Origin of the sequence: Streptomyces sp. NPDC050704 (assembly GCF_040654355.1) — a bacterium.
GTDB lineage: Bacteria > Actinomycetota > Actinomycetes > Streptomycetales > Streptomycetaceae > Streptomyces.
In genome coordinates, this window is sequence record NZ_JBFAHW010000056.1 from 15089 (window position 1) to 41461 (window position 26373).

20 protein-coding genes are annotated in these 26373 nt (G+C 70.4%); 7 read left to right on the forward strand and 13 right to left on the reverse strand.

Annotated features, from left to right (window positions below):
• Positions 1 to 44 precede the first annotated feature (44 nt).
• From AB0I18_RS29405 to AB0I18_RS29440, 8 genes are all read right to left on the reverse strand, one after another.
• Positions 45 to 869 carry a PaaX family transcriptional regulator C-terminal domain-containing protein gene (locus AB0I18_RS29405; RefSeq protein WP_363108668.1) on the reverse strand — a complete coding sequence of 275 codons (825 nt, stop codon included), beginning with the start codon at positions 867 to 869 and terminating at the stop codon, positions 45 to 47.
• 117 nt (positions 870 to 986) lie between these two features.
• A complete protein-coding gene (locus AB0I18_RS29410; RefSeq protein WP_363108627.1) occupies positions 987 to 2657 on the reverse strand; it encodes a PHP domain-containing protein in 1671 nt (556 codons plus the stop codon).
• A gap of 55 nt (positions 2658 to 2712) precedes the next feature.
• A complete protein-coding gene (locus tag AB0I18_RS29415; protein WP_363108628.1) occupies positions 2713 to 4575 on the reverse strand; it encodes a LamG-like jellyroll fold domain-containing protein in 1863 nt (620 codons plus the stop codon).
• A 90-nt stretch (positions 4576 to 4665) separates the two neighbouring features.
• Positions 4666 to 7608, reverse strand: coding sequence for a glycoside hydrolase family 2 TIM barrel-domain containing protein (locus tag AB0I18_RS29420; RefSeq protein ID WP_363108629.1), 2943 nt, complete (start codon positions 7606 to 7608; stop codon positions 4666 to 4668).
• A complete protein-coding gene (locus tag AB0I18_RS29425; protein WP_363108630.1) occupies positions 7608 to 8474 on the reverse strand; it encodes a carbohydrate ABC transporter permease in 867 nt (288 codons plus the stop codon). Before AB0I18_RS29425 ends, AB0I18_RS29420 begins: the two co-directional genes overlap by 1 nt.
• A gap of 14 nt (positions 8475 to 8488) precedes the next feature.
• Positions 8489 to 9451 (reverse strand): sugar ABC transporter permease, encoded by a 963-nt coding sequence (locus AB0I18_RS29430; protein ID WP_363108631.1) that lies wholly within the window; start codon positions 9449 to 9451, stop codon positions 8489 to 8491.
• Positions 9451 to 10737: an extracellular solute-binding protein gene (locus AB0I18_RS29435; protein ID WP_363108632.1), complete on the reverse strand. Its 1287-nt coding sequence runs from the start codon at positions 10735 to 10737 to the stop codon at positions 9451 to 9453. The genes AB0I18_RS29430 and AB0I18_RS29435 overlap by 1 nt, the downstream gene beginning before the upstream one ends.
• A 46-nt stretch (positions 10738 to 10783) precedes the next feature.
• Positions 10784 to 11833, reverse strand: coding sequence for a carbohydrate kinase family protein (locus tag AB0I18_RS29440; protein WP_363108633.1), 1050 nt, complete (start codon positions 11831 to 11833; stop codon positions 10784 to 10786).
• 127 nt (positions 11834 to 11960) lie between these two features.
• Between AB0I18_RS29440 and AB0I18_RS29445 the strand changes: the two genes are divergently transcribed.
• The 4 genes from AB0I18_RS29445 (at position 11961) to AB0I18_RS29460 (ending at position 18243) form a co-directional block, all read left to right on the forward strand.
• A complete protein-coding gene (locus AB0I18_RS29445; protein WP_363108634.1) occupies positions 11961 to 12710 on the forward strand; it encodes a DeoR/GlpR family DNA-binding transcription regulator in 750 nt (249 codons plus the stop codon).
• A gap of 70 nt (positions 12711 to 12780) precedes the next feature.
• A complete protein-coding gene (locus AB0I18_RS29450) occupies positions 12781 to 14118 on the forward strand; it encodes a 6-phospho-beta-glucosidase (RefSeq protein WP_363108635.1) in 1338 nt (445 codons plus the stop codon).
• A 48-nt stretch (positions 14119 to 14166) separates the two neighbouring features.
• Positions 14167 to 17214: a glycoside hydrolase family 38 C-terminal domain-containing protein gene (locus AB0I18_RS29455; RefSeq protein ID WP_363108636.1), complete on the forward strand. Its 3048-nt coding sequence runs from the start codon at positions 14167 to 14169 to the stop codon at positions 17212 to 17214.
• 156 nt (positions 17215 to 17370) lie between these two features.
• On the forward strand, positions 17371 to 18243 hold the full coding sequence (locus AB0I18_RS29460; protein WP_363108637.1) for a sulfotransferase: 873 nt from the start codon (positions 17371 to 17373) through the stop codon (positions 18241 to 18243).
• A gap of 23 nt (positions 18244 to 18266) precedes the next feature.
• Here the strand turns inward: AB0I18_RS29460 and AB0I18_RS29465 are convergent, their stop codons facing one another.
• On the reverse strand, positions 18267 to 19415 hold the full coding sequence (locus tag AB0I18_RS29465; RefSeq protein ID WP_363108638.1) for an ATP-grasp domain-containing protein: 1149 nt from the start codon (positions 19413 to 19415) through the stop codon (positions 18267 to 18269).
• Positions 19416 to 19861: 446 nt separating this feature from the next.
• On the opposite strand from AB0I18_RS29465, the gene AB0I18_RS29470 reads away from it, so the two are divergent.
• Entirely contained in the window at positions 19862 to 20770 is a 909-nt protein-coding gene (locus tag AB0I18_RS29470; protein ID WP_363108639.1) for a metallophosphoesterase, read from the forward strand.
• The gene (locus AB0I18_RS29475; RefSeq protein ID WP_363108640.1) at positions 20718 to 21419 is read left to right on the forward strand and encodes a 4'-phosphopantetheinyl transferase superfamily protein; all 702 of its coding nucleotides are present in this window, start codon (positions 20718 to 20720) and stop codon (positions 21417 to 21419) included. The genes AB0I18_RS29470 and AB0I18_RS29475 overlap by 53 nt, the downstream gene beginning before the upstream one ends.
• Positions 21420 to 21482: 63 nt before the next feature.
• Here the strand turns inward: AB0I18_RS29475 and AB0I18_RS29480 are convergent, their stop codons facing one another.
• The gene (locus AB0I18_RS29480; protein WP_363108641.1) at positions 21483 to 21713 is read right to left on the reverse strand and encodes a hypothetical protein; all 231 of its coding nucleotides are present in this window, start codon (positions 21711 to 21713) and stop codon (positions 21483 to 21485) included.
• Positions 21714 to 21968: 255 nt separating this feature from the next.
• Here AB0I18_RS29480 and AB0I18_RS29485 point away from each other — a divergent pair, with 255 nt between their 5' ends.
• Complete coding sequence (locus tag AB0I18_RS29485; RefSeq protein WP_363108642.1) at positions 21969 to 23012, forward strand: alpha/beta hydrolase; 1044 nt, start codon at positions 21969 to 21971, stop codon at positions 23010 to 23012.
• A 21-nt stretch (positions 23013 to 23033) separates the two neighbouring features.
• Here AB0I18_RS29485 and AB0I18_RS29490 read toward each other — a convergent pair whose 3' ends face one another.
• Genes AB0I18_RS29490 through AB0I18_RS29500 form a run of 3 tightly spaced genes read right to left on the reverse strand, consistent with a single transcriptional unit; the run spans position 23034 to position 26344 of the window.
• On the reverse strand, positions 23034 to 24611 hold the full coding sequence (locus AB0I18_RS29490; RefSeq protein ID WP_363108643.1) for an FAD-dependent monooxygenase: 1578 nt from the start codon (positions 24609 to 24611) through the stop codon (positions 23034 to 23036).
• Positions 24595 to 25800, reverse strand: coding sequence for an MAB_1171c family putative transporter (locus AB0I18_RS29495; protein WP_363108644.1), 1206 nt, complete (start codon positions 25798 to 25800; stop codon positions 24595 to 24597). Before AB0I18_RS29495 ends, AB0I18_RS29490 begins: the two co-directional genes overlap by 17 nt.
• Before the next feature lie 13 nt (positions 25801 to 25813).
• Positions 25814 to 26344 (reverse strand): toxin-antitoxin system, toxin component, encoded by a 531-nt coding sequence (locus AB0I18_RS29500; RefSeq protein WP_363108669.1) that lies wholly within the window; start codon positions 26342 to 26344, stop codon positions 25814 to 25816.
• Positions 26345 to 26373: the final 29 nt, after the last annotated feature.

Below are 26373 nucleotides of genomic sequence, written 5' to 3' on the forward strand. Positions count from 1 at the left end.
TCGCGCCCCGCGGCGGAGCCGCAAATGTCACAGCCCCGCGCCCCTTACGGGGCCCGTACCGGGACCAGGTCGAGGAGGCGTTCTGCTGACTCCCGTGCCAGTGGGGTCAGGCGGTCGTAGACCGTTCTGAACGTCTTCTCGGCCTGTTCGGCGGGCCAGTTGTCGGGTAGGTGCTTGACCGGTAGGCGGGGGTCCTGGCGGATTACCTGGAGCCACTGGGTCGACAGGCGCAAGCGCAGTGCGAGGGCCTCGTCGGGCTCGGGTGACGTCGTCTCCCAGTGCTGCCAGCCGCGCACGAACGCCTCGTAGCGTGCGGCCAGTTCACCCAGTTCCCAGGTGTCCTCGATCATCGCGCCGATGTCCATGCCCGCGTCCGCGTGGGCACGGAAGACCTTCACATGGGCGGACAGGCCGAGCTCGGCGACGAGCGTGGACACGTCGACCTCGCCGGGCGCGATCCACAGTCCGCCGAACAGCGGGCCGAAGCCCGTCCACGTCAACTGCGCGCGTAGATCGTGCCGTTGGCGCTGCCAGGACTCGGGCAGTGAGAAGCCGAGCAGCGTCCAGGTGCCGTCCCAGTGGCGGTTGACCGCCCCTGCCTCCCAGATCCGCTGCTCGCCGTCCCGCAGCACGGCCTCCGAGCGGTCGGTCAGTCCGAAGTACATGCGCCGCCCCTCGCGCTGCCGCCGCAGCAGGCCGCGGCCCACCATGCGGGTCAGCGTCGAGCGGGTCGCGTGTTCGCCGACGCCCGCGCGCCCGAAGACGTCGATGACGCTCCCGGAGTACACGCAGACGTCACGGCCCAGCACCTGGTCGCCCAGGAACGACAGCATGAGGGACTGGGGTCGCAGCGCCTCGTCAGTGGTCACCGTGGTCACCCGGCCCACGGTACGCCAGGCCGATCAGCTTGTGACCAGGAGGTACGGGCTCACGTGCCGCTCCCGTACCTCCCTCACCGGCCTCGCCCGCACCGGCCTCCCGGCTTCTCAGTGGCTTCCCGCCACCTCCACGAAAACGGGGTTCGAGTAGAACCAGGTGTCGATCCACGGGTCACCGTTCCCGGGCTCGTGCGCGATCGGCCCGTGGGGGTCGATCGAGGCGCCCAGATATCCGGCGCCGTGCCGGTTGCCGTCGCTGCCGCGCAGTCGCACGTAGAAGGACTCCTCGCCGGCGACCAGCGGAATGCGCAGGGTGTACGTGCCCTTGCGGCCGGACACGTCCGCCGTGTGCACGACCTTGGTGTCGGGCGCACGCCAGTCGTCCCGGTCGGCGGCCGGTCCGCGTACCGCGCCGCGGATCACGTCGACGTGGGCGAGCTCGGGCAGGATGTCGTGCGGGTTGGGGCGCGAGGCCGTGGTCACGGTCACGTTCAGAGTGAGCTTGTCCCCGGGGCGCACGCGCAGGCGGCCGCCCAGCGTCACACCCGGGCCGAAGTCCCGGGACCGCTTCAGCCGTACGTCGAGACCGTCGAGCAGATGCCCGTGGTCGAGCCAGACCCGGCCGGCGCGCAGGCCTGCCATCACCGAGCGGTAGCCGTAGCGGGTCACGCCCACGTGGGTGCGGCTGAACTGGCCGGGCCAGAAGTCGCCGCCCGGCTGCGGTTCGGTGGTGTTCACCGGGTCGGGCAGCCGGCCGGTGTTGTCGAAGGTCTGGCCGGGCAGCCAGTCGCCGTTCTTCCAGGTGTCGAACACCACCCGGTGCACATCGGAGTTGGTGGTGATCGTGAAGAGCTTCCCCTCGGCGAGCATGGCGTCCCACATGCCGCCGACGGTGGCCGTCATCCAGTCGAAACCGCCGTAGGTGAGATACCCGTCCGCGGGGTAACCGGGCCAGGAGTTCTCCGAGGGCTTGTTCTCGTACTCGCCGCGGATCGACGTCGGACCGCGCCAGCCGGGGATGCCGCCGCCCTGCGCACCGGGCGCGCCCTCCATGCCGACCATGATCTCGGGGGCCGCGTCACGCCAGCCCCGCATCTCGTGCGGGGAGTCGATACCCAGGCGGGACGGGTGGTTGGCGAAGACCAGCACGTCGTCGACGTACCCGGTACGGCGCTGCTCGGCGAGCCACTTGATGGCCTTGACGGCGTGTGCCTCGTTGCGGGGGGTGTCCGGGTGGTTCGGGCCGCCCGCCGTGTAGTTGAGCAGCTTGCCGTCGTAGGCCAGCTCGAACCGGGTGAGCAGGTCCACCTCGTGCGGACCCGGCGCCGCGAAGATCGTGCAGTGCTCGGCACCCGGGATGTACCACTCCAGGCCCTGGAAGATCAGCTGGCGCGGGTTCGCGGCGCGTGCCTTGAGGATCTCCTCGTGCTCCATCTTCGCCCCGTACTGGGCGTGTCCGAAGTTGGAGTGCTCGTTGAAGACCATCCAGTCGAGGCCGTAGTCGGCGGCGCCCTGGGCGATCTGGTCGAACGTGTACTTGGCGTCGTGGCTGTAGACGGAGTGGACGTGGTGGTCGCCGACGAGGTAGGCGAGCCGCGGGTCGTTGCCGCCGAGGTGCCTGCCGCTCGCGGCCGCGGGCGCGGCGAGCGGGCCGACGGCGAATGCGGCGCCGAACAGGCCCGCGCGGCGCATGAGTTGGCGTCTGGAGACGCCCTGCGGATCGAGCGCGGTGGGAGGCACGAACGGATCGGCCCAGTCGGGCAGTTGCTGCTCTGGCATGGTCTCTTTCACGTTTCTTGTCGTGCTGCCGGCGGTATCTGGGATGGCAGCGGTGTCAGTGGTTCATGAAGGAGGTGACAGGCAGGGCGCGTTCGACGATGCGTACATCCCCGAGCCGCCCGTGCAGGATCTGGTCGATCTTTCCGCCGTACTCGTAGCCGCCGAGCAGCCACGGCAGCCCGACCGAGGTGAGTCCCACCGAGCGCGCGGTGGGATTGCGGGCGACGGGACAGCCCTGGACGTACAGCGTGGTGTGCGAGCCGTCGTTGACGACGGCGACGTGCCACCACACCTCCGTCCGCGTCTCGTCGCCCCAGTTGGTGGCGATGCCCTCCTGGTTGAGCGGCCGTACCGCCCACTGCGGGCCTGGCCCCTCCGACAGCGACAGCGTGGCGAGCGGCTCGTCCGGGTCGTCCGCCGTCTTGCCCGCGGCCCCGCCCGTACCGGTGCGGCTGACCAGCCCCGCCCAGGCGTTGCGGGACGGGTCCCAGTCGGCGGGCAGCTGGTAGAAGGCCTCGATGGTGTAACCACGGCTGAACGTCGCCGAGTTGAGCGGCGCCTTCTCGACCGTCCGCAGATAGGAGCCCCGCAGCGGTGACTTGTCGCCGTGGAAGAACAGGCTGCCGTGCCCCGGCTGGTCGGGGTGGTGCCCCGACGACCAGGTCAGGGAGCTGTCGCCGACCTTGACCACGGTCAGGTCGTTGCCGCGCCCCGACAGGTCGCGGACCATGCCGTCCATGGCCGCGCCCTCTTCGTGCCCGTCGAAACGCCAGTACGCGACGGTGCCCCGCACCAGCATCTTGGAGGCGGGCCGGGAAGGCCGCGCAGGCACCGGAGCGAAGCCCGAGAAGCGCTTCTCGAAGTCGACGGCCACCGAGAACCGGTCGTCGGGGCCGGACAGTTCGATCTCCTGCCGCTCCAGCTCGTTGAGGCCGTCGCCCGCCCGGCCCAGGATCCACGGGGAGATCGTCTCGACGTCGATGGTGTCGCGGTCGAGGTCGAACCGGTACAGGCGGATCATCGCAGCGCCGCCGTAGTAACGGTTCTGATAGTTCGTCAGGTGCAGATGGACGTCGTTCCCGGCCGCGTTCTTGCGGACGGCGCGTCCCGCCGGCCAGTTGTGCCCGTTGATCGTGAGGAAGATCTGGTCGTGCTTCTTGACCAGCCGGTCCCAGAGCTGCTGTCCGTACGCGGACAGGACGTCGTCCTCGTAGAGCAGTTCATGGGTGGTGAGGATGACGGGGGTCTTCGGGTGCGCCGCGATGACGTCCTCGGCCCACGCGTAGCCCTTGTCCGACAGCCGCCAGTCCAGGGCGAGCACGAGCCACTCCCGGCCGCCCGCCTTGAAGAGGTGGAAGGTGTTGTAGCCGTCGGGCGAGGCGCCGCCGAAGGTGGACTTGTCCTTGAACCGCTGCGGGCCGAAGGCCTCCAGGTACGGGGTCGAACCCCGCTGGTCGGTGGTGGACGACCGGACGTCGTGGTTGCCCGCGAGCACGCTGTACCCCACGCCCCGCCGGTCGAGCAGCTCGAACGCCTTGCTCGCCGCGGACATCTCGGCCTGCGCGCCGTTCTCGGTGAGGTCGCCCAGGTGCGAGAGGAAGACGATGTTCTCGTCCTTGCCCTGCTCCAGGATGTAGCGCAGCGACGCCTCGATCGGGGCGGGGTTGATGCTCGGCCCGTCGAAGAGGTACTGCGTGTCGGGCATCACGACGAACGTGAAGCGGCGGCTCTTGGAGTCGGGTTTCCAGCGGGCCTTAGAGGCGGGCGACGCCTGTGGTGATGCCTGCGCCGTGACGGTCGGCAGTGCGACCGCCGCCGTGGCCGCACCGATCAGCGCGGTCGCCCGCAGGAAGTTCCGTCTGCCGGCGCCGGCCTGTTCGGCCTCGGCCGCCGGGTCGTGCTCATGCGAAGTGCACACGTCTGCTCCGTGAAGTGGGATGCGCGAAAGGGCGTGATGGGGGGGGCGGCGTGATGAGGGGGCGGCCGTCGAAGGGGTCGGGTAACCGGGTCAGAGCACGCGCAGCGTCCACGCCCAGTGGTGGGTGCCCGGCGCGACGAGGTACCGCGCCGAGGTGTCGGGCCCGCACGACGCCGTGCCAAGACCCCGGTGCGCGGTGTCGATGTGCACGACACAGCCGGCCCGCGGCACCAGCTCGTCATGGTGCGCGACGGCGGCCAGGTCCTCGGCCCGGTACCGGTTGACGGAAACCTGGCCCGGCGCCCCGAGCTCCACGGTCAGCCCCGTGGCATCCGGCGCCGACAGCGTGAACCGGCGCACACCGTGCCGGCCGCCGCTCTCCTGCGGCCGTAGATAGGGAGTGAACAGCTCGTCCACGGCGAGCGAGTGGTGCCCGACGGGCGCGCCCGCGCTCCGGTCCGGGTAGGACTCCCAGGGCCCCTGCCCGTACCACTCCAGGACGTCGAGCCCGGCGACCGTCTCGAAGACCGTGCCGACCCTCGCCACGTCGTCGAGCCCGTCCGGCAGCTCGGCCGACTCCTCGACCCGGAGGCCGCCCGCGACCGGCGTGAACACCTGCTCGTGGCGGACGGGCCCGGCCCCGGTCGCGTACTCGGCGAGCACGATGGTCCGGGTGCCGTCCTGCCGTACGTCCACGACCTTGCGTACGAGCGCGTCGAGCCCCCAGTCGCGCCAGCGGGCCGCCATACCGCCGATGTCGTCGTTGTCGGTGGGCGCCCGCCACAGCGAGAGCACCGGCGCGGACGTGAGCAGCGGATGGACCAGCAGCGCGTCCCCGTCCACCGTGACAGCGGGACCGGAGGCAGGTTCAGGAGACACTTCGGCGGCCGCCGCCCGCAGCAGGACCTGCGGCAGACACACCTCCGTGCCGCGCGGCGCCCACGCCTCGTCGTCCGCCGTGGTGACCCGCAGCGTCAGCCAGGCCTCGCTCCCGGAAAGCTCGGAAGACCCAGGAGCCTCGGGAAGGGGGAACGGCAGCGGCACCGCCGCCGACTCACCGGGGAGTACGTCCGGCAGCTCGGCCGGCACCGTCTGGGTACCGCCGTCCGCGCGCACCAGGTGCCACTCGGCGGCCAGCCACTCCAGGCCGCGAAAGTGCTGCTTGTTGTGGACGAGGAGAACGTCCTGGTCATACGTCAGCCGCACCGGGGCCGCGATCTCACGGTGCTCGTACATCACGGGCTTCGGAGTGCGGTCCGGGAACACCACACCGTCGGCGATGAACGCCCCGTCGTGGATCGTCTCGCCGAAGTCGCCGCCGTACGCCCAGCGGAGGCCGGGCCCGGCGACACCGTTGTCATACCGCCCCACGCCTTCGCGTCCGGCCGGTCTTGCGTCGTTCACACGCTGGAGAATGCCGTGGTCCCAGAACTCCCAGATGAAACCGCCCTGAAGTCCCGGGGTTGACTCGATGGCGGCCCAGGTGTCGGCCAGCGTGCCGTTGCTGTTGCCCATCGCGTGCGAGTACTCGCACTGGATGAGCGGCTTGGTCTGCGTCCCGGACAGGGCGTGCGCGACACAGTCCTCGATCGGCGCGTACATCGGGCAGGCGATGTCGGACGCGAGCGAGAGGTCGGCCCAGTCGAGCTTGGCCGCGCCCTCGTACTGGATCGGGCGGGTCGGGTCGTGGCGGCGTACCCAGCCCGCCGCCGCGTCGTGGTTCGCGCCGTAGTCGGACTCGTTGCCGAGCGACCAGATGATGATCGACGGGTGGTTCTTGTCACGCAGGACCATGCGTGAGACCCGGTCCACGAAGGCGCCCAGGTAGCGGGGGTCGTCGGCGATCTCGTGGGCGTGGTCGTGCGACTCGATGTTCGCCTCGTCCACGACGTAGAAGCCCAGCTCGTCGGCGAGGTCGTACAGCGCGGGGTCGTTCGGGTAGTGAGAGGTGCGGATCGCGTTGAAGCCGAAGCGCTTGAGGACGACCAGGTCCGCGCGCATGTCGTCCGGCGTGACCGTGCGCCCGGTGAGGGGGTGGAAGTCGTGCCGGTTCACGCCCCGGATGTAGACGCGCTCACCGTTGAGGAGCAGGTCCCGGCCGCGGATCTCGACGTCCCGGAAACCGACGCGGTGGTGCGAGGTGTCGGCGACCGAGCCGTCGGCGCGGTGCAGCCGCACGGTCAGTGAGTACAGCTCGGGTGTCTCGGCGGTCCACGGGCGCACGTCCCGTACGGTCGTCCGCAGCCGGGCCTCGCCGAGGAAGTCCGAGACCCGCTCGTCCTCGGCGTTGAGACGGTCGAACTCGGTGTCCTGGACGAGGAGTTGGCCGTCCAGCGCCCCGGTGACGTACCAGCCGTCCGGCAGCGGACCCGCCTCGTCCCGCACCTGGCAGTCGACCCGCAGCGACCCGTCCCGCCGCGCCCGTACGGTCACGTCCGCCAGATGCAGCGGGTCGGTGGCGTACAGCAGCACCGAGCGGGTGATGCCCGCGTGCCACCACTGGTCCTGGTCCTCGATGTGCGAGGCGTCGGACCACTTGACGACGGTGAACCGCACGGTGGCGGGATCTCCGGGGCGTACGACGTCGGACAGGTCGAACTCGGCCGCCAGATGCGAGTCCTTGGAGACGCCGACCGGATGGCCGTTCACATGGACGAGCAGCACGCTCTCGGCGGCGCCCACCTGGAGCACGATCCGGCGGCCGGCCCACTCGGCGGGGATGTCCACGGAACGCTCGTATATGCCCGTCGGGTTCGCGGCGGGCGAGGCGGGCGGGAACTCGCCCCACGGCATCTGCACGTTGGTGTACTGCGGCAGGTCGTCGGCGCTCTGCATCGTCCAGGCGCCCGGCACCTCGATCCGCGTCCACTCGCCCGAGCAGCCGACGGGCGAGGAGAGCAGCTGGAAGTGCCAGGAGCCGTCGAGGGACAGCGCGCCGGCCCGCCGGTCGACCGCGTTCATCCGCAGCCGCCCCCAGGAGGTCACCTCCGGTGCCTCCCAGGGGCGCAGGGCGATCAGGTGATCGCGTCGCATCAGCGGATGGCCCCCTTGCCGAGGTCGCCGATGATCTGCTTGGCGCCGATCGCGAAGACGATCAGCAGCGGGATCAGGGCGAGCAGGGCGCCGGTCATGACCATCCCGTAGTCGGTCGTGCCGTGGACGCCGTTGAGCTGGGACAGTGCGACCTGGAGGGTCACGTTGTCCGGGTTGGTGAGGGCGATCAGCGGCCAGGCGTAGTCGTTCCACTGGCCCATGAAGGTGAAGATGCCGAGGAAGGCCAGACCGGGGCGGACCACGGGGAGCGCCACGTGCCAGTACTGGCGCAGGAAGCTCGCTCCGTCGATCTTCGAGGCGTCGAGCAGTTCGTCGTGGATCGCGCTCTTCATGTACTGGCGCATCCAGAAGATGCCGAACGCGTTGGCCGCGGCCGGGACGATCAGCGCGGTCATCGAGCCGATCCAGCCCAGCTTCGCCATGATCACGAACTGCGGGATGGCCTGGAGCTGCGCGGGGACCATGAAGATCGCCATCATCAGCACGAACAGCATCCGGCGGCCGGGGAACCGGAACTTGGCGAAGACGAAGGCGGCCAGCGAGTCGAAGAACAGGACGAGGAACGTCACCGAGACGGCGACGAGCAGGGAGTTGAACATCGACCCGAAGAAGTCGATGTTGTCGAAGAGGTTGCGGACGTTCTCCAGGAAGTGCGTGCCCGGCAGCAGCTTCGGCGGGTAGGAGAAGATCTCGGTCGACGAGTGCGTCGACATGATCACGGCCCAGTAGAACGGGAAGACCGAGAGCAGCAGGCCGAAGATCAGGGTGACATGGAGCGCGATGCCCCTGCGCTGGTCGCCCTTGATGCCACGGCCCTCACGTGTGCCGAATTTGATGGATGCCATGGTGACGGGGCCCCCTAGTCTTCGCCCCGGCGCTGTACCAGGCGCCAGTTGATGATCGAGAAGATGATGACGACGAGGAAGATGCCCCACGCCACGGCGGCGCCGTAGCCGAAGTCGTTGTTGTCGAAGGTCTGCTGGAAGAAGTAGAGGACCATGGTCTGGCCGGAGTGGCCCGGACCGCCCGCGAACGACGAGTTGTTGTCGGTGGTCTGCAGCAGCACCTGTGGCTCGGAGAACGTCTGCAGTCCGGTGACCGTCGAGATGACGAGCACGAAGAGCAGCACCGGGCGCATCATCGGCAGGGTGATCCGGAAGAAGGTCTGCACGGGCCCGGCGCCGTCCATGCGCGCCGCCTCGTACAGCTCGCCGGGGATCGTCTGCAGGCCGGCCAGGAAGATGATCGCGTTGTAGCCGGTCCACTGCCAGGTCATGAGCGTGGCGATGGCGACCCTGATGCCCCAGGGTGTGTTCAGCCACGCCACCTGGTCCAGTCCGACCGCCTCCAACAGGGCGTTCATCAGGCCGAAGTTGGTGGAGAAGACCGAGCCGAAGATGATCGCGACCGCCACGATCGAGGTGACGTTCGGCAGGAAGAAGGCGAAGCGGTAGACGTTCTTGAAGCGGACCGCCGAGTTGAGCATCACGGCCGTGACCATCGCCAGGAAGATCATGGGGAGGGTGGCCAGTGCCCAGATGATGAGCGTGGTCCCGATCGAGTCCCAGAACTGGCTGTCCGAGATCAGATAGCGGTACTGCGAAAGCCCCGCGAACTCCATCGAGCCCAGGCCGTCCCAGCGGTGGAACGACAGGTACAGCGAGAAGCCGACCGGGATCAGGCCGAAGGCCAGGAACAGCAGATAGAAGGGGGAGATGGCGGCGTACAGCCGCCAGTAGCTCAGGATGCCCTTCTTGGGATGGACGGCAGGTGGCTCGGCCAGCGGCGGCGGAGGCGTGTCCAGCACAGGTGCGGTAGCCATCAGTACGTCACCCCCAGGTGGTCTGCGATACGCCGGCACTTCCTCATGGCGTCCTTCCAGGCCTGCTCCGGGTCCTTGCCGAGTACGGAGAAGTTCTTCAGCTCGTCGTCGATCGGGGTCTTCAGCGCGATGTCGAACGGGCTGTTGTAGGCGATGGGGATCTTCTCCGCCGCCGGACCGAAGACGTCCATGGTGATCTGGTCGCCGAAGAAGGGGTCGGGCTCGCGCAGCTTCTTCAGGTCGTACGAGGCCGGAGTCGACGGGAAGAGCACCGAGTCGACGAAGCCCTGCGCCTGGTTCTCGGCGTCGAGCATCCAGGTGATCATCTCGAAGGCCTTCTCCGGCTCCCGGCAGGCCTTGGTGATCGCCAGGAACGAGCCGCCGATGTTCGAAGGCCCGCCCGGACAGTTCGCCACCCGCCACTTGCCCTTGGTCTTCGGCGTGTTGAGCTTGATGTCGCCGGCCGCCCAGGAGGCGTTCAGCTGACTGGGCAGCAGGCCGCGCTCGGTGGCCGAGATGTTGTCGGGCGTACCGTTGATGATCTTCGAGACCAGCCCGCGGCGGGTGGCCTCGACGGCCCGGTCCCAGGCGCTGCGCACATGCTCCTGGTCGCCGATGAAGTGCTTGTCCTTGTCGACCCACCGCTTGGTCGACTGGTTGACCGAGATGCCGTAGATGCTGAGGGCGTCCGTGAGGATGAACGAACCGGGGACCCGCTTCTTGAGCTGCTCACCGGCGGCCATGAACTTCTCCCAGGTGTCCAGCTCCCTGGAGACGTCGGCCGGCTCGTACGGCAGCCCGGCCTTCTCGAAGGTGGCCGGCTGGTAGTAGTGCGCGACCGGACCGCAGTCGATCGGGAAACCGACCATCGAGCCGTCGTTGGCGATGCCCTGGTCCCACTTCCAGGGCAGATACCGGTCCTTGAGCTTCTCGGCACCGAGCGTGCGCAGGTCCACGAACTGGTCGGCGTTCGGCAGGTACTGGGCCATGTCCTCGCCCTTGAGCCCGGCGATGTCCGGGATGTGGGCACGCCCGGTCATCGTGGTCATCAGCTTCGAGCGGTAGTAACCGCCGATCTGGATGGCCTGGAGATTGACCGCGCTGTCGTAACGGGCCTTGGCGTCCTGGACGACTTTGGGGCTCAGCCCGCCGCTCCAGTACCACAACACCATGTTCCGCCCGGTCGAGCCGGTCGGAACGGCGCAGCCGGTGGCCAGGCCACCCAGCGCCGTGGCGGCCGTACCGGCCAGGCCTGCGCGCAGCAGGCCCCTTCGTGAGAGCCGCACAGCTCCCACCGCCTTTCGGATCTTTTCGGTCTTCGCGTATGACAGGTCATTGGGGGGTGCTCGGTGGACGGGCGCTGTCGGGAGGAGTCACGGGTGCGTACCGGACGGGTGGGCCCGGGTCCGCCGGGATGCGGTCGGCCAGGAAGCCGTACGCACGCCGCAGTTCCGGGTCCCGGACCGTCTGCCACCACCGGTGGATGCCGTACCAGCCGGGTGCGGCCAGCGCCCCGCCGTGCCGCTGCACGGAGAGTCCGGCCGCCAGCCCCGCGAAGCGCAGCCGCTCCTCCAGGGGCCAGCCGCCGAGCGAGGCCGCGACGAAACTCGCGCCGAAGACGTCTCCGGCACCCGTCGCGTCCAGCACGTCGATGTCCAGGGCGGGTACGTCCGCGTACTCGCCCGTCGTCTGGTCGACGGCCACCGCGCCGTCGCCGCCCCGGGTGACCACGGCCACCGGGACCAGCTCGGAGAGCTTGCCCAGCGCGTCGGCCGCGGTGTCGGTGCGGGTGTAGGCCCTCGCCTCGGTCTCGTTCGGGAGGAAGGCGTGGCAGAGGGCGAGCTGGTCGAGGAGGGCCGAGGACCACTGCTGGGTGGGGTCCCAGCCGACGTCCGCGTAGATCTTCGTGCCGTTCGCCGCCGCCTTGGCGAGCCACTCGCGCGGTTCGGCCTCGATGTGCACGAGGGCCGTGCGCGCGGCGGGCGGGTGGCCCATCAGCGCGTCCTGCGAGTACGGGGGTTCCTGGCCGTGGGTGACCAGGGCCCGGTCGTGGCCGTACGCGAGCGAGACGGTGACCGGGGTGTGCCAGCCGTCCGCCGTACGGGAGAGCGAGAGGTCGATGTGCTCCTGGCCGGCGAGGACGTCACGGCAGTACGCACCGTAGTGGTCGTCTCCGAACACCGTGGCCAGGGATGTCTTCAGGCCGTACCGGGCAGCGGCCACGGCCAGGTTCGCGATCCCGCCGGGGCTGCTGCCCATCCCTTCGGTCCAGATCTCCTCGCCGGGGGTCGGCGGCTTGCCCAGACCGGTCAGGACGAGGTCGTAGAAGAGCAGCCCGGTCAGCAGCACATCCGGCCGCGCTTCGGGCCGTTCGTCATCCACGAGCACATCCTCTCGTCAAAACTCTTCATTTTCGTGGACAGGATCGTGCGCGTCTCCGGCCGATTTGGCAAGAGTCGAGCAGAACTGCGCATAGAAATGATTGGCAATGACGAGTACTGTTCACGTCGTGCTGGCAGAGCGACGACATCAACTCATCCTGCGGGCCCTGCGCTCCGGCGGCCCCGCGGCCGTGACCGACCTCTCGGAGCAGCTGGGTGTGAGCCCCGCCACAGTCCGGCGTGACCTTCTGAAGCTGGAGGAGGAAGGCCTGCTCACCCGCGTGCACGGCGGGGCGGTCGCCGAGGAGGGCGACCAGCCCTTCGCCGAGGTCGCCGAGGTGCGCGTGGCACAGAAGGACGCCATAGCCGAGCGGGCCGCCGCGATGGTCGAGGACGGCCAGTCGGTGCTGCTCGACATCGGCACCACCGCGTACCGGCTGGCCCGGCAGCTGCACGGCCGCCGGATCACCGTGATCACCAGCAACCTGGTGGTCTACGAGGAGCTGGTGGACGACGAGGGCATCGAGCTGGTGCTGCTCGGCGGCATGGTCCGCCGCGAGTACCGCTCCCTGGTCGGATTCCTCACCGAGGACAATCTGCGCCAGCTGCACGCGGACTGGCTCTTCCTGGGCACCAGTGGAATGCGGCCGGGCGGGCAGGTGATGGACACGACCGTCGTCGAGGTGCCCGTGAAGCGGGCCATGATCAAGGCGGCCGACAAGGTCGTGCTGCTCGCCGACAGCGCCAAGTTCCCGGGCACGGGGATGGCGAAGGTCTGCGGTCCCGAGGAACTGGACGTGGTGGTGACCAACGGACCGGTGGACGCCGGGACGCGGTCCGCCCTGGAAGAGGCGGGTGTGCGCGTGGTGCTGACGTGAGCGGCGTGCGCGCCGGCGCGAGGACCTCGATGACCGTGAGGACCCCGATGAACATCGAAAGGGCAGTTGCGTGAAGCTGACGATTCTGGGCGGCGGCGGATTCCGGGTACCGCTCGTGTACGGGGCGCTCCTCGGGGACCATGCCGAGGGCCGCGTCACCGAAGTCGTGCTGCACGATCTGGACGCGGGGCGGCTGTCGGCCGTGGCCCGCGTCCTCACCGAGCAGGCGGCCGGGGTGCCGGACGCGCCCGCTGTGACCGCCACCACCGACCTGGACGAGGCGCTGCGCGGTGCCGACTTCATCTTCTCCGCGATCCGCGTCGGCGGTCTCGAAGGCCGTGCGGCGGACGAGCGGGTCGCCCTCGACCAGGGCGTCCTCGGCCAGGAGACGGTCGGCGCCGGAGGCATCGCGTACGGCCTGCGCACGGTTCCGGTCGCCGTCGACATCGCGCGACGGGTGGCCCGCCTGGCGCCCGACGCCTGGCTGATCAACTTCACCAACCCGGCAGGCCTTGTCACCGAGGCCATGTCCCGCCACCTCGGCGACCGCGTGATCGGCATCTGCGATTCGCCCGTCGGACTCGGCCGCCGGATCGCCCGGGTCCTCGGCGCCAACCCGCGCGAGGCCTGGATCGACTACGTCGGCCTCAACCACCTCGGCTGGGTCCGCGGCCTGCGCGTCGCAGGCCGCGACGAACTCCCGCGGCTGCTCGCCGACCCGGACCTCCTCGGCTCCTTCGAGGAGGGCAAGCTCTTCGGCACCGAGTGGCTCCAGTCGCTTGGCGCGATCCCGAACGAGTACCTGCACTACTACTACTTCAACCGGGAAACGGTCCGCGCCTACCAGGAGACCGAGAAGACCCGCGGCGCCTTCCTGCGCGACCAGCAGGCCCGCTTCTACGAGGAGATGCGCCGCGCGGACGCCTCGGCGCTGACCGCCTGGGACCGGACACGTGCCGAGCGCGAGGCCACGTACATGTCCGAGAACCGGGAGACGGCCGGCGCGGGCGAGCGCGACGCCGACGACCTCTCCGGCGGCTACGAGAAGGTGGCGCTCGCCCTGATGCGGGCCATCGCCCGAGACGAGCGCACCACGCTGATCCTCAACGTCCGCAACCAGGGCACCCTCTCGGTGCTCGACACGGACGCCGTCATCGAGGTGCCCTGCGTCGTCGACGCCAACGGCGCGCACCCGGTCGCCGTCGCCCCGCTCCCGGACCACGCGACCGGGCTGGTCTGCGCGGTGAAGGCGGTCGAGCGCGAGGTGCTCGCCGCAGCCGAGTCGGGCTCCCGCACGACCGCTGTGAAAGCCTTCGCACTGCACCCGCTCGTCGACTCGGTGAACGTCGCCCGTCGCCTCGTCGAGGGCTACACCGACGCCCACCCCGGCCTCGCGTACCTGAAGTAGAGAAGTAGTAGAGCCTCCTGAAGTTGATCCTCCCGAGGAGACCCGCACATGCATGACGAACGACGCCGGATCGAAGAGCGCGTGCAGCGCGTCCACGACCAGCGCATCAAGAGCTCCATCTACGCCGCTTCCGTACCGTTCGAGGTCGAGGCCTGGCAGGCGCCGGGGGAGCCGGTCTCCTTCGAGGAGGCCGCGTCGGCCTCGTACGCGCCCTTCGCCATGGACACCCCGTGGGGCCCGCCCTGGGGCACGACCTGGTTCCGGATGCGCGGACAGGTGCCCGCCGAGTGGGCCGGCAAGCGCGTCGAGGCCGTCATCGACCTCGGCTTCGTCGGCGACTGGCCGGGCAACCAGGCCGAGGCCCTCGTCCACCTCGCCGACGGCACGCCGCTCAAGGCGGTCAACCCGCTCAACCAGTACGTGGCGATCGCCAACCCGGCGACGGGCGGCGAGACGATCGACTACCTCGTCGAGGCGGCCTCCAACCCGGACATCCTCGCCGACAACTTCTCGAAGATCACGTACATGGGTGATGTCCTCACCGCAGGCGACAAGCCGCTCTACACCTTCCAGCGCGCCGACATCGCCGTCCTCGACGAGAACGTCTGGCACCTCGACCTGGACGTCCAGGTGCTGCGTGAGCTGATGCTGGAGCTCGACGAGAACGACCCGCGCCGGCACGAGATCATGCACACCCTGGACCGGGCGCTGGACCTGCTGGACCTCGACGACATCTCCGGTTCGGCGGCGGCGGTCCGCGAGGCCCTCGCGCCCGCACTCGCCAAGCCCGCGCACGCCAGCGCCCACACCATCTCGGGCGTCGGCCACGCGCACATCGACTCCGCCTGGCTCTGGCCGATCCGCGAGACCAAGCGCAAGACGTCCCGCACCTTCTCGAACGTCACCTCGCTCGCCGACGAGTACGACGACTTCATCTTCGCCTGCTCGCAGGCCCAGCAGTACGAGTGGGTGCGCGACAACTACCCGCAGGTGTGGGGCCGCATTCAGGAGTCCGTGAAGAAGGGCCAGTGGGCGCCGGTCGGCGGCATGTGGGTCGAGGCCGACGGCAACCTGCCCGGCGGCGAGGCGCTGGCCCGCCAGCTCGTCCACGGCAAGCGGTTCTTCATGGAGCACTTCGGCGTCGAGACCAAGGGCGTCTGGCTGCCGGACTCCTTCGGCTACAACGCGGCCTATCCGCAGCTCGCCAAGCTGGCGGGCAACGAGTGGTTCCTGACCCAGAAGCTCTCCTGGAACCAGACCAACAAGCTGCCCCACCACACCTTCTGGTGGGAGGGCATCGACGGCACCCGCATCTTCACGCACTTCCCGCCGGTCGACACCTACAACGCCCGGTTCAGCGGCGAGGAGATGTCCCGCGCGGTGCGCAACTACGCCGACAAGGGCCGCGGCACCCGCTCGCTCGCCCCCTTCGGCTGGGGCGACGGCGGCGGCGGTCCCACCCGCGAGATCATGGAGCGGGCCCGGCGGCTGGCCGACCTGGAGGGCTCGGCGAAGGTCGTCGTCGAGCACCCGGACAAGTTCTTCGCCGACGCCCGCGCCGAGTATCCCGACGCCCCGGTCTGGGTCGGCGAGCTCTACCTGGAGCTGCACCGCGCCACCTACACCTCGCAGGCCCGCACCAAGCAGGGCAACCGCCGCAGCGAACACCTCATGCGCGAGGCCGAGCTGTGGGCGACGACGGCCGCGCTGCACGCGCCGGGCTACGCCTACCCGTACGAGAAGCTCGACCGGCTGTGGAAGACGGTCCTGCTCCACCAGTTCCACGACATCCTGCCGGGCTCGTCGATCGCCTGGGTGCACCGCGAGGCGGAGGCCGAGTACGCGCGGGTCGCGGCGGAGGTCGAGGAGCTGACGGCAGCGGCGGTCGCCGCGCTCGGGACCGGCACCTCGCGGGTGTTCAACGCCAGTCCGCGGGACCGGGCCGAGGTGGTCCGCGCCGCCGACGGCGCACCGGTCTACACCGAGGTTCCCGCCAACGGCAGCGCGCCCCTCGGTATGGGCTACGCGCCGCCGCCGGTGACGACCGAGGGGCGCGTCCTGGACAACGGGCTCGTCCGGGTCGAGCTCGCCGAGGACGGCACCTTCGCCTCGGTCCGCGACCTGATCGCGGACCGCGAGGTCCTCGCAGGACAGGGCAACCTGCTCCGCCTGCACACCGACCTGCCCAACTACTGGGACGCCTGGGACATCGACAAGCACTATAAGAACCGCTACACGGACCTGCTGGAGCCGGAGTCCGTCACGGTCGTCGAGCAGGACCCGCTGATCGGCGCGATCCGCGTGGAGCGGCCGTTCGGCAAGGGCTCCCGCATCACGCAGACGATCACCGTCCGGGCCGGCAGCCGCCGTATCGACGTCGAGACGGACATCGACTGGCACGAGGCCGAGAAGATCCTCAAGGCCTCGTTCCCGGTCGACATCCGGGCCCCGTACTCCTCCGCCGAGATCCAGTTCGGCCACGTCCAGCGCCCCACGCACACCAACACCAGCTGGGAGTCGGCCCGCTTCGAGGTCTACAACCACCGCTGGGTGCACATCGGCGAACCGGGCTACGGCGTCGCGGTCATCAACGACTCCACCTACGGCCACGACGTCTCCCGCACGGTCCGCGAGGACGGCGGTACGACCACCACGATCGGCCTCAGCCTGGTCCGCGCGCCGCGGGTGCCCGACCCCGAGGCCGACCAGGGCAAGCACCGCTTCACCTACGCGCTGCTGCCGGGCGCCACCGTCGAGGACGCGGTCGCCGAGGGCTACGCCCTCAACCTGCCGCTGCGCGTGGCGGATTCTGCGGGCACGCCGGAACCGGTCGTGTCCGTGGAGGGCGAGGGCGTCACGATCGAGGCGGTCAAGCTCGCCGACGACGAGTCCGGCGATGTCGTCGTACGCCTCTACGAGTCCCACGGCGGCCGGGCGACCGGCACCCTGCGCACCGGCTTCGCGCTCGCCGGAGCACAGATCACCGACCTGCTGGAGAGGCCCCTCTCGGAGGCCGGCACGGACGGCGAGGCGGTGCCGGTTTCGCTGCGTCCCTTCGAGGTGCAGACCCTCCGACTGGCCAAGCGGAAGGACTGACACCATTTACACGAAGAATTAAGAAAGCGGTAAGACGCCTGGTCACGGCGGGTTTTCGGCCCGCCGTGACCACGGCCCTTCGCCTCCGCGACATCTGAAGTTCGCCCGCGCCCCCTGGGATGGCGCGGCAAGGCGAAGGAAGAAAGAGGTGCCACCGTGCGGGACCCACGTATGTCCGCGATCGGCAAGGGACTCAAGCGTCGCGGCAGACTGATGGCCCAGGCGGTGAGCCCGCCGCGCCGGAACCTCGACGGGATGCCCGCGCCCCGGGCCACCGAGGACCCGTACGTCGCCCCGCGTGCCCCGCGCCTGGTCGACTCGCCGGTCTTCGTGCTGTCCTCCGTGCGCTCGGGCTCGACCCTCCTGCGGGTCCTGCTGAACAGCCACAGCCGGATCCGTGCCCCGCACGAGATGCATCTGCGCACGCTCCACGTCCACCAGGCGCGGGAGTTCACAGCGGACGCCATGCGCGAGCTGGAGCTGGACAAGGACGAGCTGGAGCACGTGCTCTGGGACCGGGTGCTGCACCTGGAGCTGACCCGCAGCGGCAAAGAGATCATCGTCGACAAGACCCCGCCGAACACCCTCATGTGGCCCCGGCTGCACCGATGTTGGCCCCACGCCCGCTACATCGTCCTGCTCCGCCACCCGGGCGCGGTCGTCGCGTCGCTCACCGACCGCCGCACCGACCCGGACCACGAGGAGATCTGCGCCGAGGTGCTCGGCTACAGCGAGAAGCTGGACGAGGCCCGGCGCGGCCTCGACGCCCACGTGATCACGTACGAGGACCTCACCGCCGACCCCGAGCAGACCACCCGCGGCCTGTGCGCGTACCTCGGCGTCCCCTGGGAGAGCGCCATGCTCGACTACGGCAAGAAGGACCACGGGACCTTCCGCCCCCAGCTGGGCGACTGGAGCGAGACCATCAGGTCGGGCCGGATCCAGCAGGCCCGCCCGGCCGACCCTACGGCCGAACTGCCGCCGCGGCTGGCCGAGTTGGCGAGGTCCTGGGGGTACCCGGTCGAATGAACCGGGTGGGTGGAGTGGGTCGGTCAGACGGTCAGGGCGCTGTCCGATGCGGGTGCCGGTGCCGGCTGCGTCGGCTGCGTGCGGACGACCGGCTCGTGCTCGGGTGCGGCCGCGTGGGCGGGCAGGTCCGTGCGCTGCTGAGGCAGCGACACGGGCCGGATCGCACGCGGACCGGAGACCACCGTGTAGTCCGGCGCCAGGAACGGCGGAACCAGGTCGCCGGGCTCCTCGCCGAGCGCCAACCGCACAGCCGCCCAAGGGGCGTTGACGCCGCACAGCGCGAGCTGGTGCAGGCCGCCCGCAGGGCGCGTGTTGACGTCCATGAGGACAGGCTCGTCGCCGAGCATCCGGAACTGAATGTTCGTCAGATAGTGCAGCCCGAACGACTCCGCGAGGTGCCGCGCCGGATCGATCCACGCGGGGTTCAGGGAGAAGCCGCGCCGCCGCCCGTTCTTGGTGCGGCCGACGGCCATCCGGACCCGCCCGTCAGGACCGGTGAGGCAGTCGACGGACACCTCCGGCTCCTCCAGCCGCGGCATGACCAGCCAGTCGACCGGCTCGTCGGCATCGCGCAGCGCTTCGACGACCATGTCCAACGGCACGTACGGGCTGGGGAATCCGTTGAGGTGCATGAGCGAGAAGGGGGTGCGCGTGATGATGCGGAAGCCGACGCCGCCCGCTCCGGAGGCCGGCTTGAAGCACGCCTTGTAGCCGTCCGCCTCCAACTCGTCGACCGCCTCGACGAGCTCGCCCTCGGTCCGCACCCGCCACCACGGCGGCACCGGGATCCCGAGCTTCTGGACCGCCTCGTACGCGGTCACCTTGTCGTGGAAGGTGTGCACGGCCTCGGCGGGCGGCGCCAGCAGGGCCGTACCGACCGCGGCGAACTCCTCGCGGTGCGCGACCACGGTCGACTGGTGCAGGACCGGCACGAACACGTCGATGGAGTGCCGGGCGCACTGGTCGAGCGCGTACTCGACGTACGCGGCCGGGGACAGGCCCTCCGGCTCCAGTGCCGCGGTGTCGGCGGCGGCCAGGATGGGGGAGTCGGGATCACCGTGCGTGGCATGGATCTCGACCGCGCGACCGCAGGGATTTCGCCGCAGCTGATCCATGAAGAACACGTTCTCCGCGTACGTGCGGTTGAGCCAGACGCGTACGCGAGAGACCATGCAGGCCACCTTTCACGGTTCACGGGCACGGCGGAGCAGGCCGGGCCCGGCCAAGGAGTAGGGAGGTACACAAAACCGCCGTTCGAAAACGGGGTTCGTGGCGGTTGTGTACGGCCGATCATAGGGCTTCCGGCGACCCGGTGCTGCTACGTGCGTGTTACGGATTCGCCTGATGTGCCCGGCACGGCTCCCGAGGCACGTCAGGACTCCTGGGCCCCACTTCCTCGACGGACTCCGGCCCTTCCTTGATCGCCGCGAGCGCGCGGAAGCTCGCGCGCACCGCTCGGGCGCCGTGTGCGCGGGCGTGCCGAAGTGTCCCGCGGAGCGGCCCGGAACCCTTGCCACCCCCCTGAAGCCGCTCTTGTACCGTGGAGACCACATGTGTTCTCGTGTTCACATCCAGGCGCGCCGCCAGGCGCCCGTGCCGGTCCGCGGAAGGGGCGAGGGTGACGTCGACGGCTGACCGTCCGGGCCGGCTGCTGGCCATCAGCGACCTGCACATCGGATACGCGGAGAACCGCGCCCTCGTCGAGGAGATGCGCCCCGAGACCGACGAGGACTGGCTCCTCGTCGCCGGCGATGTCGCGGAGACCGTCGCCGACATCCGCTGGGCCCTCGAAACCCTCAGCCGCCGCTTCCGCAAAGTGATCTGGGCACCCGGCAACCACGAGCTGTGGACCCACCCCAAGGACACCGTCACCCTGCGCGGCGTGCCCCGCTACGAGTACCTGGTGGACCTCTGCCGCGAGCTCGGCGTGACGACCCCCGAAGATCCGTACCCGGTGTGGGAGGGCCCCGGCGGACCGGTCGCCGTCGCCCCGCTCTTCCTCCTCTACGACTACTCGTTCCTGCCCGCGGGCTGCACGACCAAGGAAGAGGGCCTCGCGTACGCCCACGGGACCGGGATCGTCTGCACCGACGAGCACCTGCTGCACCCCGACCCGTACCCGAGCCGCGAGGCCTGGTGCCGGGCCCGGGTCGCCGAGACCGAGCGCAGGCTCGCGGACATCCCCGCCGAGCTGCCCACGGTCCTGGTCAACCACTACCCGCTGGACCGGCACCCGACCGAGATCCTCTGGTACCCCGAGTTCGCGATGTGGTGCGGCACCCAACTCACCGCGGACTGGCACCGCCGCTACCGGGTCGCCGCCATGGTCTACGGACACCTGCACATCCCCCGCACCACCTGGCTCGACGGCGTCCGCTTCGAAGAGGTGTCGGTGGGCTACCCCCGCGAGTGGCGCAAGCGTCCGGAACCACCGGGCAAGCTGCGCCGCATTCTGCCGATGGAGGTCGGATCCGGTGATCGAGGAGTTGCTCCCGGACTCGGTCGTGGCCGTGGAGGCACACGGTGACGAACGGGCCGAGGGCACGACGCTCTACCCCGAGCTGTATCCCGAGGAAGAGGCGCTGATCGCGCGTGCCGTCGAGAAACGGCGCCGCGAGTTCACCGTCGTCCGCGGCTGCGCCCGGCGCGCCATGGAGAAGCTCGGCGTGGCCCCGCGGGCCGTCCTGCCCGGCGACCGCGGCGCCCCCCAGTGGCCCGCCGGACTGATCGGCAGCATGACGCACTGCGAGGGCTACGCCGCCGCGGCACTGGCCCGCGACACCGACCTGGCCTCCCTCGGCATCGACGCGGAACCGCATCTGCCGCTCCCGGCGAACGTACTGCCCTCCGTGGCGCTGCCCGACGAGGACCGCAGGCTGCGCGGCCTCGCCGGAGCGCATCCCGCGGTCCACTGGGACCGACTCCTGTTCAGCGCCAAGGAGTCGGTCTACAAGGCGTGGTTCCCCCTCACCGGGAAGTGGCTCGACTTCACCGAGGCGGACATCGACGTCTTCATGGATCCCGGACACACGACGTCCGGCGGCTTCCGCGCCGGACTCCTCGTGCCAGGACCGGTGGTGGACGGCCGTCGGGTCGGCCACTTCGAAGGACGCTGGACGGTGAGCCGGGGTCTTGTGGCCACCTCGGTGACCGTGCCGCACACCGACCGGGGCTGAGCAGGTTCGCAGTCGGTGGCTGACGGAGACTCACCCCGCCCCCGGTGAAGAGCTGACGGAGACTCATCCCGCCTCCGGGCACCAGGTGTGCAGCAGCCGGAAGAACGCCTCCTCGTTGCCCTCGAGTCCCGCCGCGGCCAGTGCGCGCTCCGCCTCGGCGAGGGCGGCGGGCGGCACGAGGGGTGGTCGGCCCGCACCGGGCGAGGCATCCATCGCGGCCCGCACCGTCTGGAGCAGGCGCAGATAAGCCTGCACCGCGGTGCGTTCGTGATCGGTCATTACGGCTGTCGGCATCGGACGGCTCTCCCGGTTCGGCTCGGCCGCGGCGTTACGGCGCCGCGGCGGGTCAGAAGGTCCCACGCCGCCGCACAGCGGTGGCGCTGGGTCCAGCTTGCCGTCCGCCACTGACAATGCCCTTTCCGTACGTGCCGCTTCGCCCGGTTAGCGGAGCCGAAACCTCCCCGAAATCCCTTGTGGGGCAAGGGGCCTACGCTGGTACCGAGGGTTTTGGACCGCACTCGCGGCGGCCCGGGAAGGGCAGGCGATCCGGTGGTCGACGTCCCACGACAGCGCCCGCGGCGCACCATGCGGCTGCGCCCGGTCGGCGACGGAGAACTGCGGCTGCGCCACCGTGTGGTGCACGGTTACCGCCGCGCCTACCGCATGGCCGGCGAGGGCCCGGCACTCGTCCTGATCCACGGCATCGGCGACTCCTCGGCAACCTGGGCCGAGCTCATCCCCGATCTCGCCCGCACCCACACGGTGATCGCCCCCGACCTGCTCGGCCACGGCGCCTCGGACAAGCCCCGGGCCGACTACTCGGTCGCCGCGTACGCGAACGGGCTGCGCGACCTGCTGTCCACGCTCGACATAGAACAGGCCACGCTGGTCGGGCACTCGCTCGGCGGCGGTGTCGCCATGCAGTTCGCGTACCAGTTCCCGGAGCGCACCTCGCGGCTGATCCTGGTCAGCGCCGGCGGGGTGGGCCGCGAGGTGAACCCCGTACTGCGAGCCGTGTCGCTGCCCGGTGCCCATCTGATGCTGTCCACGCTGCGGTTGCCCGGCATGGGTGTCCAAGCCCGGCTGTTCGCCCACCTGATGAGGCTCCTCGACACCGATCTGGGCCAGGACGCGCCGGAGTTGCTGACCCTCGTGGACGCGCTGCCCGACGCGACCTCGCGCAGTGCCTTCATCCGTACCCTGCGTGCCGTGGTCGACTGGCGCGGCCAGGTGGTGACCATGCTCGACCGCTGCTATCTCACCGAGGGCATGCCCACCATGCTGATGTGGGGCGACCGGGACGGCGTGGTGCCCGTCCGGCACGCGTACGGGGCGCACGAGGCGATGCCCGGCAGCCGCCTGGAGATCTTCGAGGGCGCCGGGCACTTCCCGTTCCACACCGACCCCGCGCGCTTCCTGTCCCTCGTCGAGGACTTCACGAGCACCACGAGGCCGGCCGACTGGAGCCGGGAGCACTGGAGCGAACTGCTCCGCGAGGGACGCTCGGGCAGCGCGGCCGGTCAGCCGGACACCGCCCGGAGCCGTGCGGTGGAGCGGGACTTGAGGGAAGCGAGCGAGCGAAGCGCGACGTGACGCCGCGCCCGCCCGGTCTCCTCAGCGGGCGATCTCGGTGCTGTCAGGAACCTCGGTGCTCGCGGCAACCCCGGTGCCCGCGGTAATCCCGGTGCCCGCGGTAATCCCGGTGCTCGTGGTGCCTTCATCGAGAAGCGGTGTTTCCTGACGCCTCGCGTCAGCCTTCCCGTGTTCCTGATGTTCCCGACGTGCCGGTGCACCGAGGACCGCGTCCCGTTCCTCGTTCGTCAGGGGCGGCTCGGTCAGCGGGGGCCGGCGCGGACCGCGCAGCACCGCGAGGACGACCGCGGGCCTGAGCAGGGCGGTGATCGGCTGGGACAGCGTGACCACGCCGAGGAGCTCCTCGGCGACCGGCGGATGTCCGGTCGCCGTCAGCCCGAGGCGGTTCAGATAGCGCCCGAGCAGTTTTTCCATGCCGCCGGGCGGCTTGCCGATGGCGTCGGGGTACCGGATGTCCGTGCTCGTGGCCAGTCGCCAGGCCGTCGCCACCGGCCGCGACACGGCACGCTGCACCCGCCGCGCGAGCCCCGGCGCCGCGAGCCCGTACTCGACCACGTGGTCACGCAGCGCCACCGCACCCTGCGCGGCCACCGACATGCCGTGCCCGTAGACCGGGTTGTACGTGGCGACCGCGTCCCCGAGGACGACGAACCCCTCGGGCCAGGCGCGGACCCTCTCGAAGAGATGCCTGCGGTTCACGGCGTTGCGCGTGACGACGTCCGTCAGCGGCTCGGCGCGGGCGATCAGCTCGCCCACCAGGGGATGCCTCACCTCGCGCGCGAACGCCTCGAACTGCGCGGCGGAACCGGTCGGTCGGCCGCCGCGCGTGCCCGACAGCGTCACCAGCCAGCGCCCGCCCTCGATGGGCACGACGGTCGCGCTCCGGCCCGGCACCGGCTCTGCCGGATTCGGCTGCACGCTGACCACCGGATACTCCTCCGTGCCCTCGGGCGCGCGGAAGATCCGGCTGGCGTACGCGAGTCCGGAGTCGACCTCCTCCAGCGGAGCCTGCGGGACGCCCAGCGCGTCGAGCCAGGAGACGGCCCGTGAACCGCGCCCCGAGGCGTCCACCACGAGATCCGCTTCGAGGACGCGCTCCTGGCCCTCGGGCGTACGGACGCGCACGCCCGTCACCTTGGCGGCGCCGCCTTCAAGGCCCAGGAGTTCGGTGCGCTGCGTGACGGTGATCCGCGGCTCCCGGGAGATCCGGTCCCGGAGGACCGAGTCGAGCAGATCACGGCTGCAGGCGATCATGAACTGCGTCCCGGGCCGGCGTCGGAGCCAGCCGTGCGGCTGCAGGGTCACGAGACCGGTCGGCAGAGGAATCCACCGGGCACCGGCGGCGAGCCAGGCGTCGGTCACTCCCGGCAGCAGATCCTCCGTCGCGCGGACGCCGCCGGACCACAGCAGATGGGCGTGGCGGGCCTGCGGGAGACCCCTGCGGGGCTCGGGCCCCTCGGGCAGGGCGTCACGCTCGACGACTGTGACGTCGGCGTACGCGTGCAGCGCGGCGGCGGCCAGCATTCCGGCCGTCCCGGCGCCGATGACGACGGCACGTCTGGGCGCCCCACCCGGGCGGGTGCTAGCGGGTACGTTCATGGAAGTCGCTCTCTGAGCTGGTCGCGGCCTGCCATCGGGCGGCCGCGACGACGGCTGAGTGACGCAGGGCGGCGGAAATCCGTACGAGGTCGCGCGGGCCCTCGGGGGACGCGTACGGTGCGTCGGTCGTCGCCGAGCTGATGATCCTGCCCTCCGGGTCGGCGGCCCTGGCCCGCACCGCCGCGGTCACCATCGCGGCGTCGGCCTCCGCCTGGGCCTGCACGGCGTCCGAGCCCGCCGCCACGGCCGCGGCATAGGCGTCCGCCCGCACGCCGGAGTCGAAGTAGGGGTACAGGCCGAGCATGCCGTCGTGGATGTCGGACTCCCGCTGGGTGACCTGGAGTTCGGCGGGGGACCACCAGGAGATGCGGACGGCTCGGTCCCCGTGTCCCGAGGCCGACCTCAGCTCGTGCCACAACGGCCCGAGCCGACGGTACGTCGACCAGGTGCTCCAGCTGTCCCCGATGCGCTGGCAGGCCAGCGGTACACAGAAGCCGACCGCGCTGACCAGTGCGCCGACGGAGGCCAGCACGGGCGCCGCGTAGGTGCTCAGGTCATCCAGGTTTCCGCCGTTCCACCGGGCGACCACGGCGATGAGCTTGGTCGCCGCGTAGGGAATGTTGAACAGGAAGCCGAGCGCGATGATCAGCAGCCCGGCCCGCAGCCAGCCCTGCACCTGAAGTGCCCAGCGCCAGCACATGACGTACATCGCGAGACCCGCGACCGTGAGCGACGCGAGATAGAGCACGATCATCTCGCGGACGAACGGGGTCGTCGCGTAGTGGGTGTCGAAGTCCCGCAGCCGTTCGAGTGGTGCGTCCCCGACGGCGAAGAGCGTGTTCAGCGCCACGATCACCAGGCCGTACCCGGCGATCCAGCGACGGGAGGTCCGCCGGGTCACCTCGGGCGGCCCGCCGCGCCAGTTGATGATCAGCACCAGACAGGCGGCGCTGAACGCGGTCAGCAGGGAGTAGACGACGGGCGCCGACACGTTCGCGATCCCGGTGCGGCGGTTGACCTCGGCGATCGTCGGCGGGGCCGCGAACAGGAACGACAGGCTCGCGAGGAGGAGCAGGGCGCACACGGCGCGCAGCAGCGGATCGCGCCGGGAGCGCAGCAGCGAGGGCGCCTTGACGGCGAAGGCGAGCGCCATGGCGGCGGCCGGCACGTAGTAGCTGGAATCGTCCATGGCGCCGGCGGCTTCAGCTCCGCGGCCCGCGATAGCCCAGGGACGCCTCGATCCGGCCGGCCAGGCCGTCGCGCCGCACGGGACCGCGGATCGCCGAACCGGCCAGCCAGCCGCGGCACTTGCTCGCCAGCAGCAGCCCGAAGCTCTCCGCGTCCTTCTCGTCGGCAAGGTCGAACCGGGTGCGCGCGGCCACCTTCAGGACGGTCGCCTGCAGGTCGGCATCGTCGGACAGCAGGCGCGCGGCGACGGTCGCGCCCTCCAGGTGGTGGCCGCAGTGGCCGGCCTTCATGTGCCACAGCTCGTGGCCGAGGATCACCAACTGGTGGTCGGGCGCGGTGCGTTCCTCGATGACGACGAGGTCCTGGTCGGCCATGTCGAGCCAGAGCCCGCTGGCGGTGCCGGGCGGGAACGCGGCCGTGCGGAACTGCACCGGGCGGCCGCGCCGTCTGCTCATGGCGTCGCACAGAGCCGCGTAGAGGTCGGCGGGCTCCGCCGGTGCCGGGAGCGAGAGCTCCTCGACCAACTCGCCGCACAGGCGGCGCATTTCCTTTCCGATGCCCACAGGTATCCCCC

Bases quoted from the DNA above. Each gene is read 5' to 3' on its own strand.
- AB0I18_RS29500 (WP_363108669.1), bottom strand. From the start codon at position 26,344: ATGCGCCGCCTGTGCGGCGAGTTGGTCGAGGAGCTCTCGCTCCCGGCA.
- AB0I18_RS29495 (WP_363108644.1), bottom strand. From the start codon at position 25,800: ATGGACGATTCCAGCTACTACGTGCCGGCCGCCGCCATGGCGCTCGCC.
- AB0I18_RS29455 (WP_363108636.1), top strand. From the start codon at position 14,167: ATGCATGACGAACGACGCCGGATCGAAGAGCGCGTGCAGCGCGTCCAC.
- AB0I18_RS29410 (WP_363108627.1), bottom strand. From the start codon at position 2,657: ATGCCAGAGCAGCAACTGCCCGACTGGGCCGATCCGTTCGTGCCTCCC.
- AB0I18_RS29480 (WP_363108641.1), bottom strand. From the start codon at position 21,713: ATGCCGACAGCCGTAATGACCGATCACGAACGCACCGCGGTGCAGGCT.
- AB0I18_RS29430 (WP_363108631.1), bottom strand. From the start codon at position 9,451: ATGGCTACCGCACCTGTGCTGGACACGCCTCCGCCGCCGCTGGCCGAG.
- AB0I18_RS29465 (WP_363108638.1), bottom strand. From the start codon at position 19,415: ATGGTCTCTCGCGTACGCGTCTGGCTCAACCGCACGTACGCGGAGAAC.
- AB0I18_RS29420 (WP_363108629.1), bottom strand. From the start codon at position 7,608: ATGCGACGCGATCACCTGATCGCCCTGCGCCCCTGGGAGGCACCGGAG.
- AB0I18_RS29490 (WP_363108643.1), bottom strand. From the start codon at position 24,611: ATGAACGTACCCGCTAGCACCCGCCCGGGTGGGGCGCCCAGACGTGCC.
- AB0I18_RS29425 (WP_363108630.1), bottom strand. From the start codon at position 8,474: ATGGCATCCATCAAATTCGGCACACGTGAGGGCCGTGGCATCAAGGGC.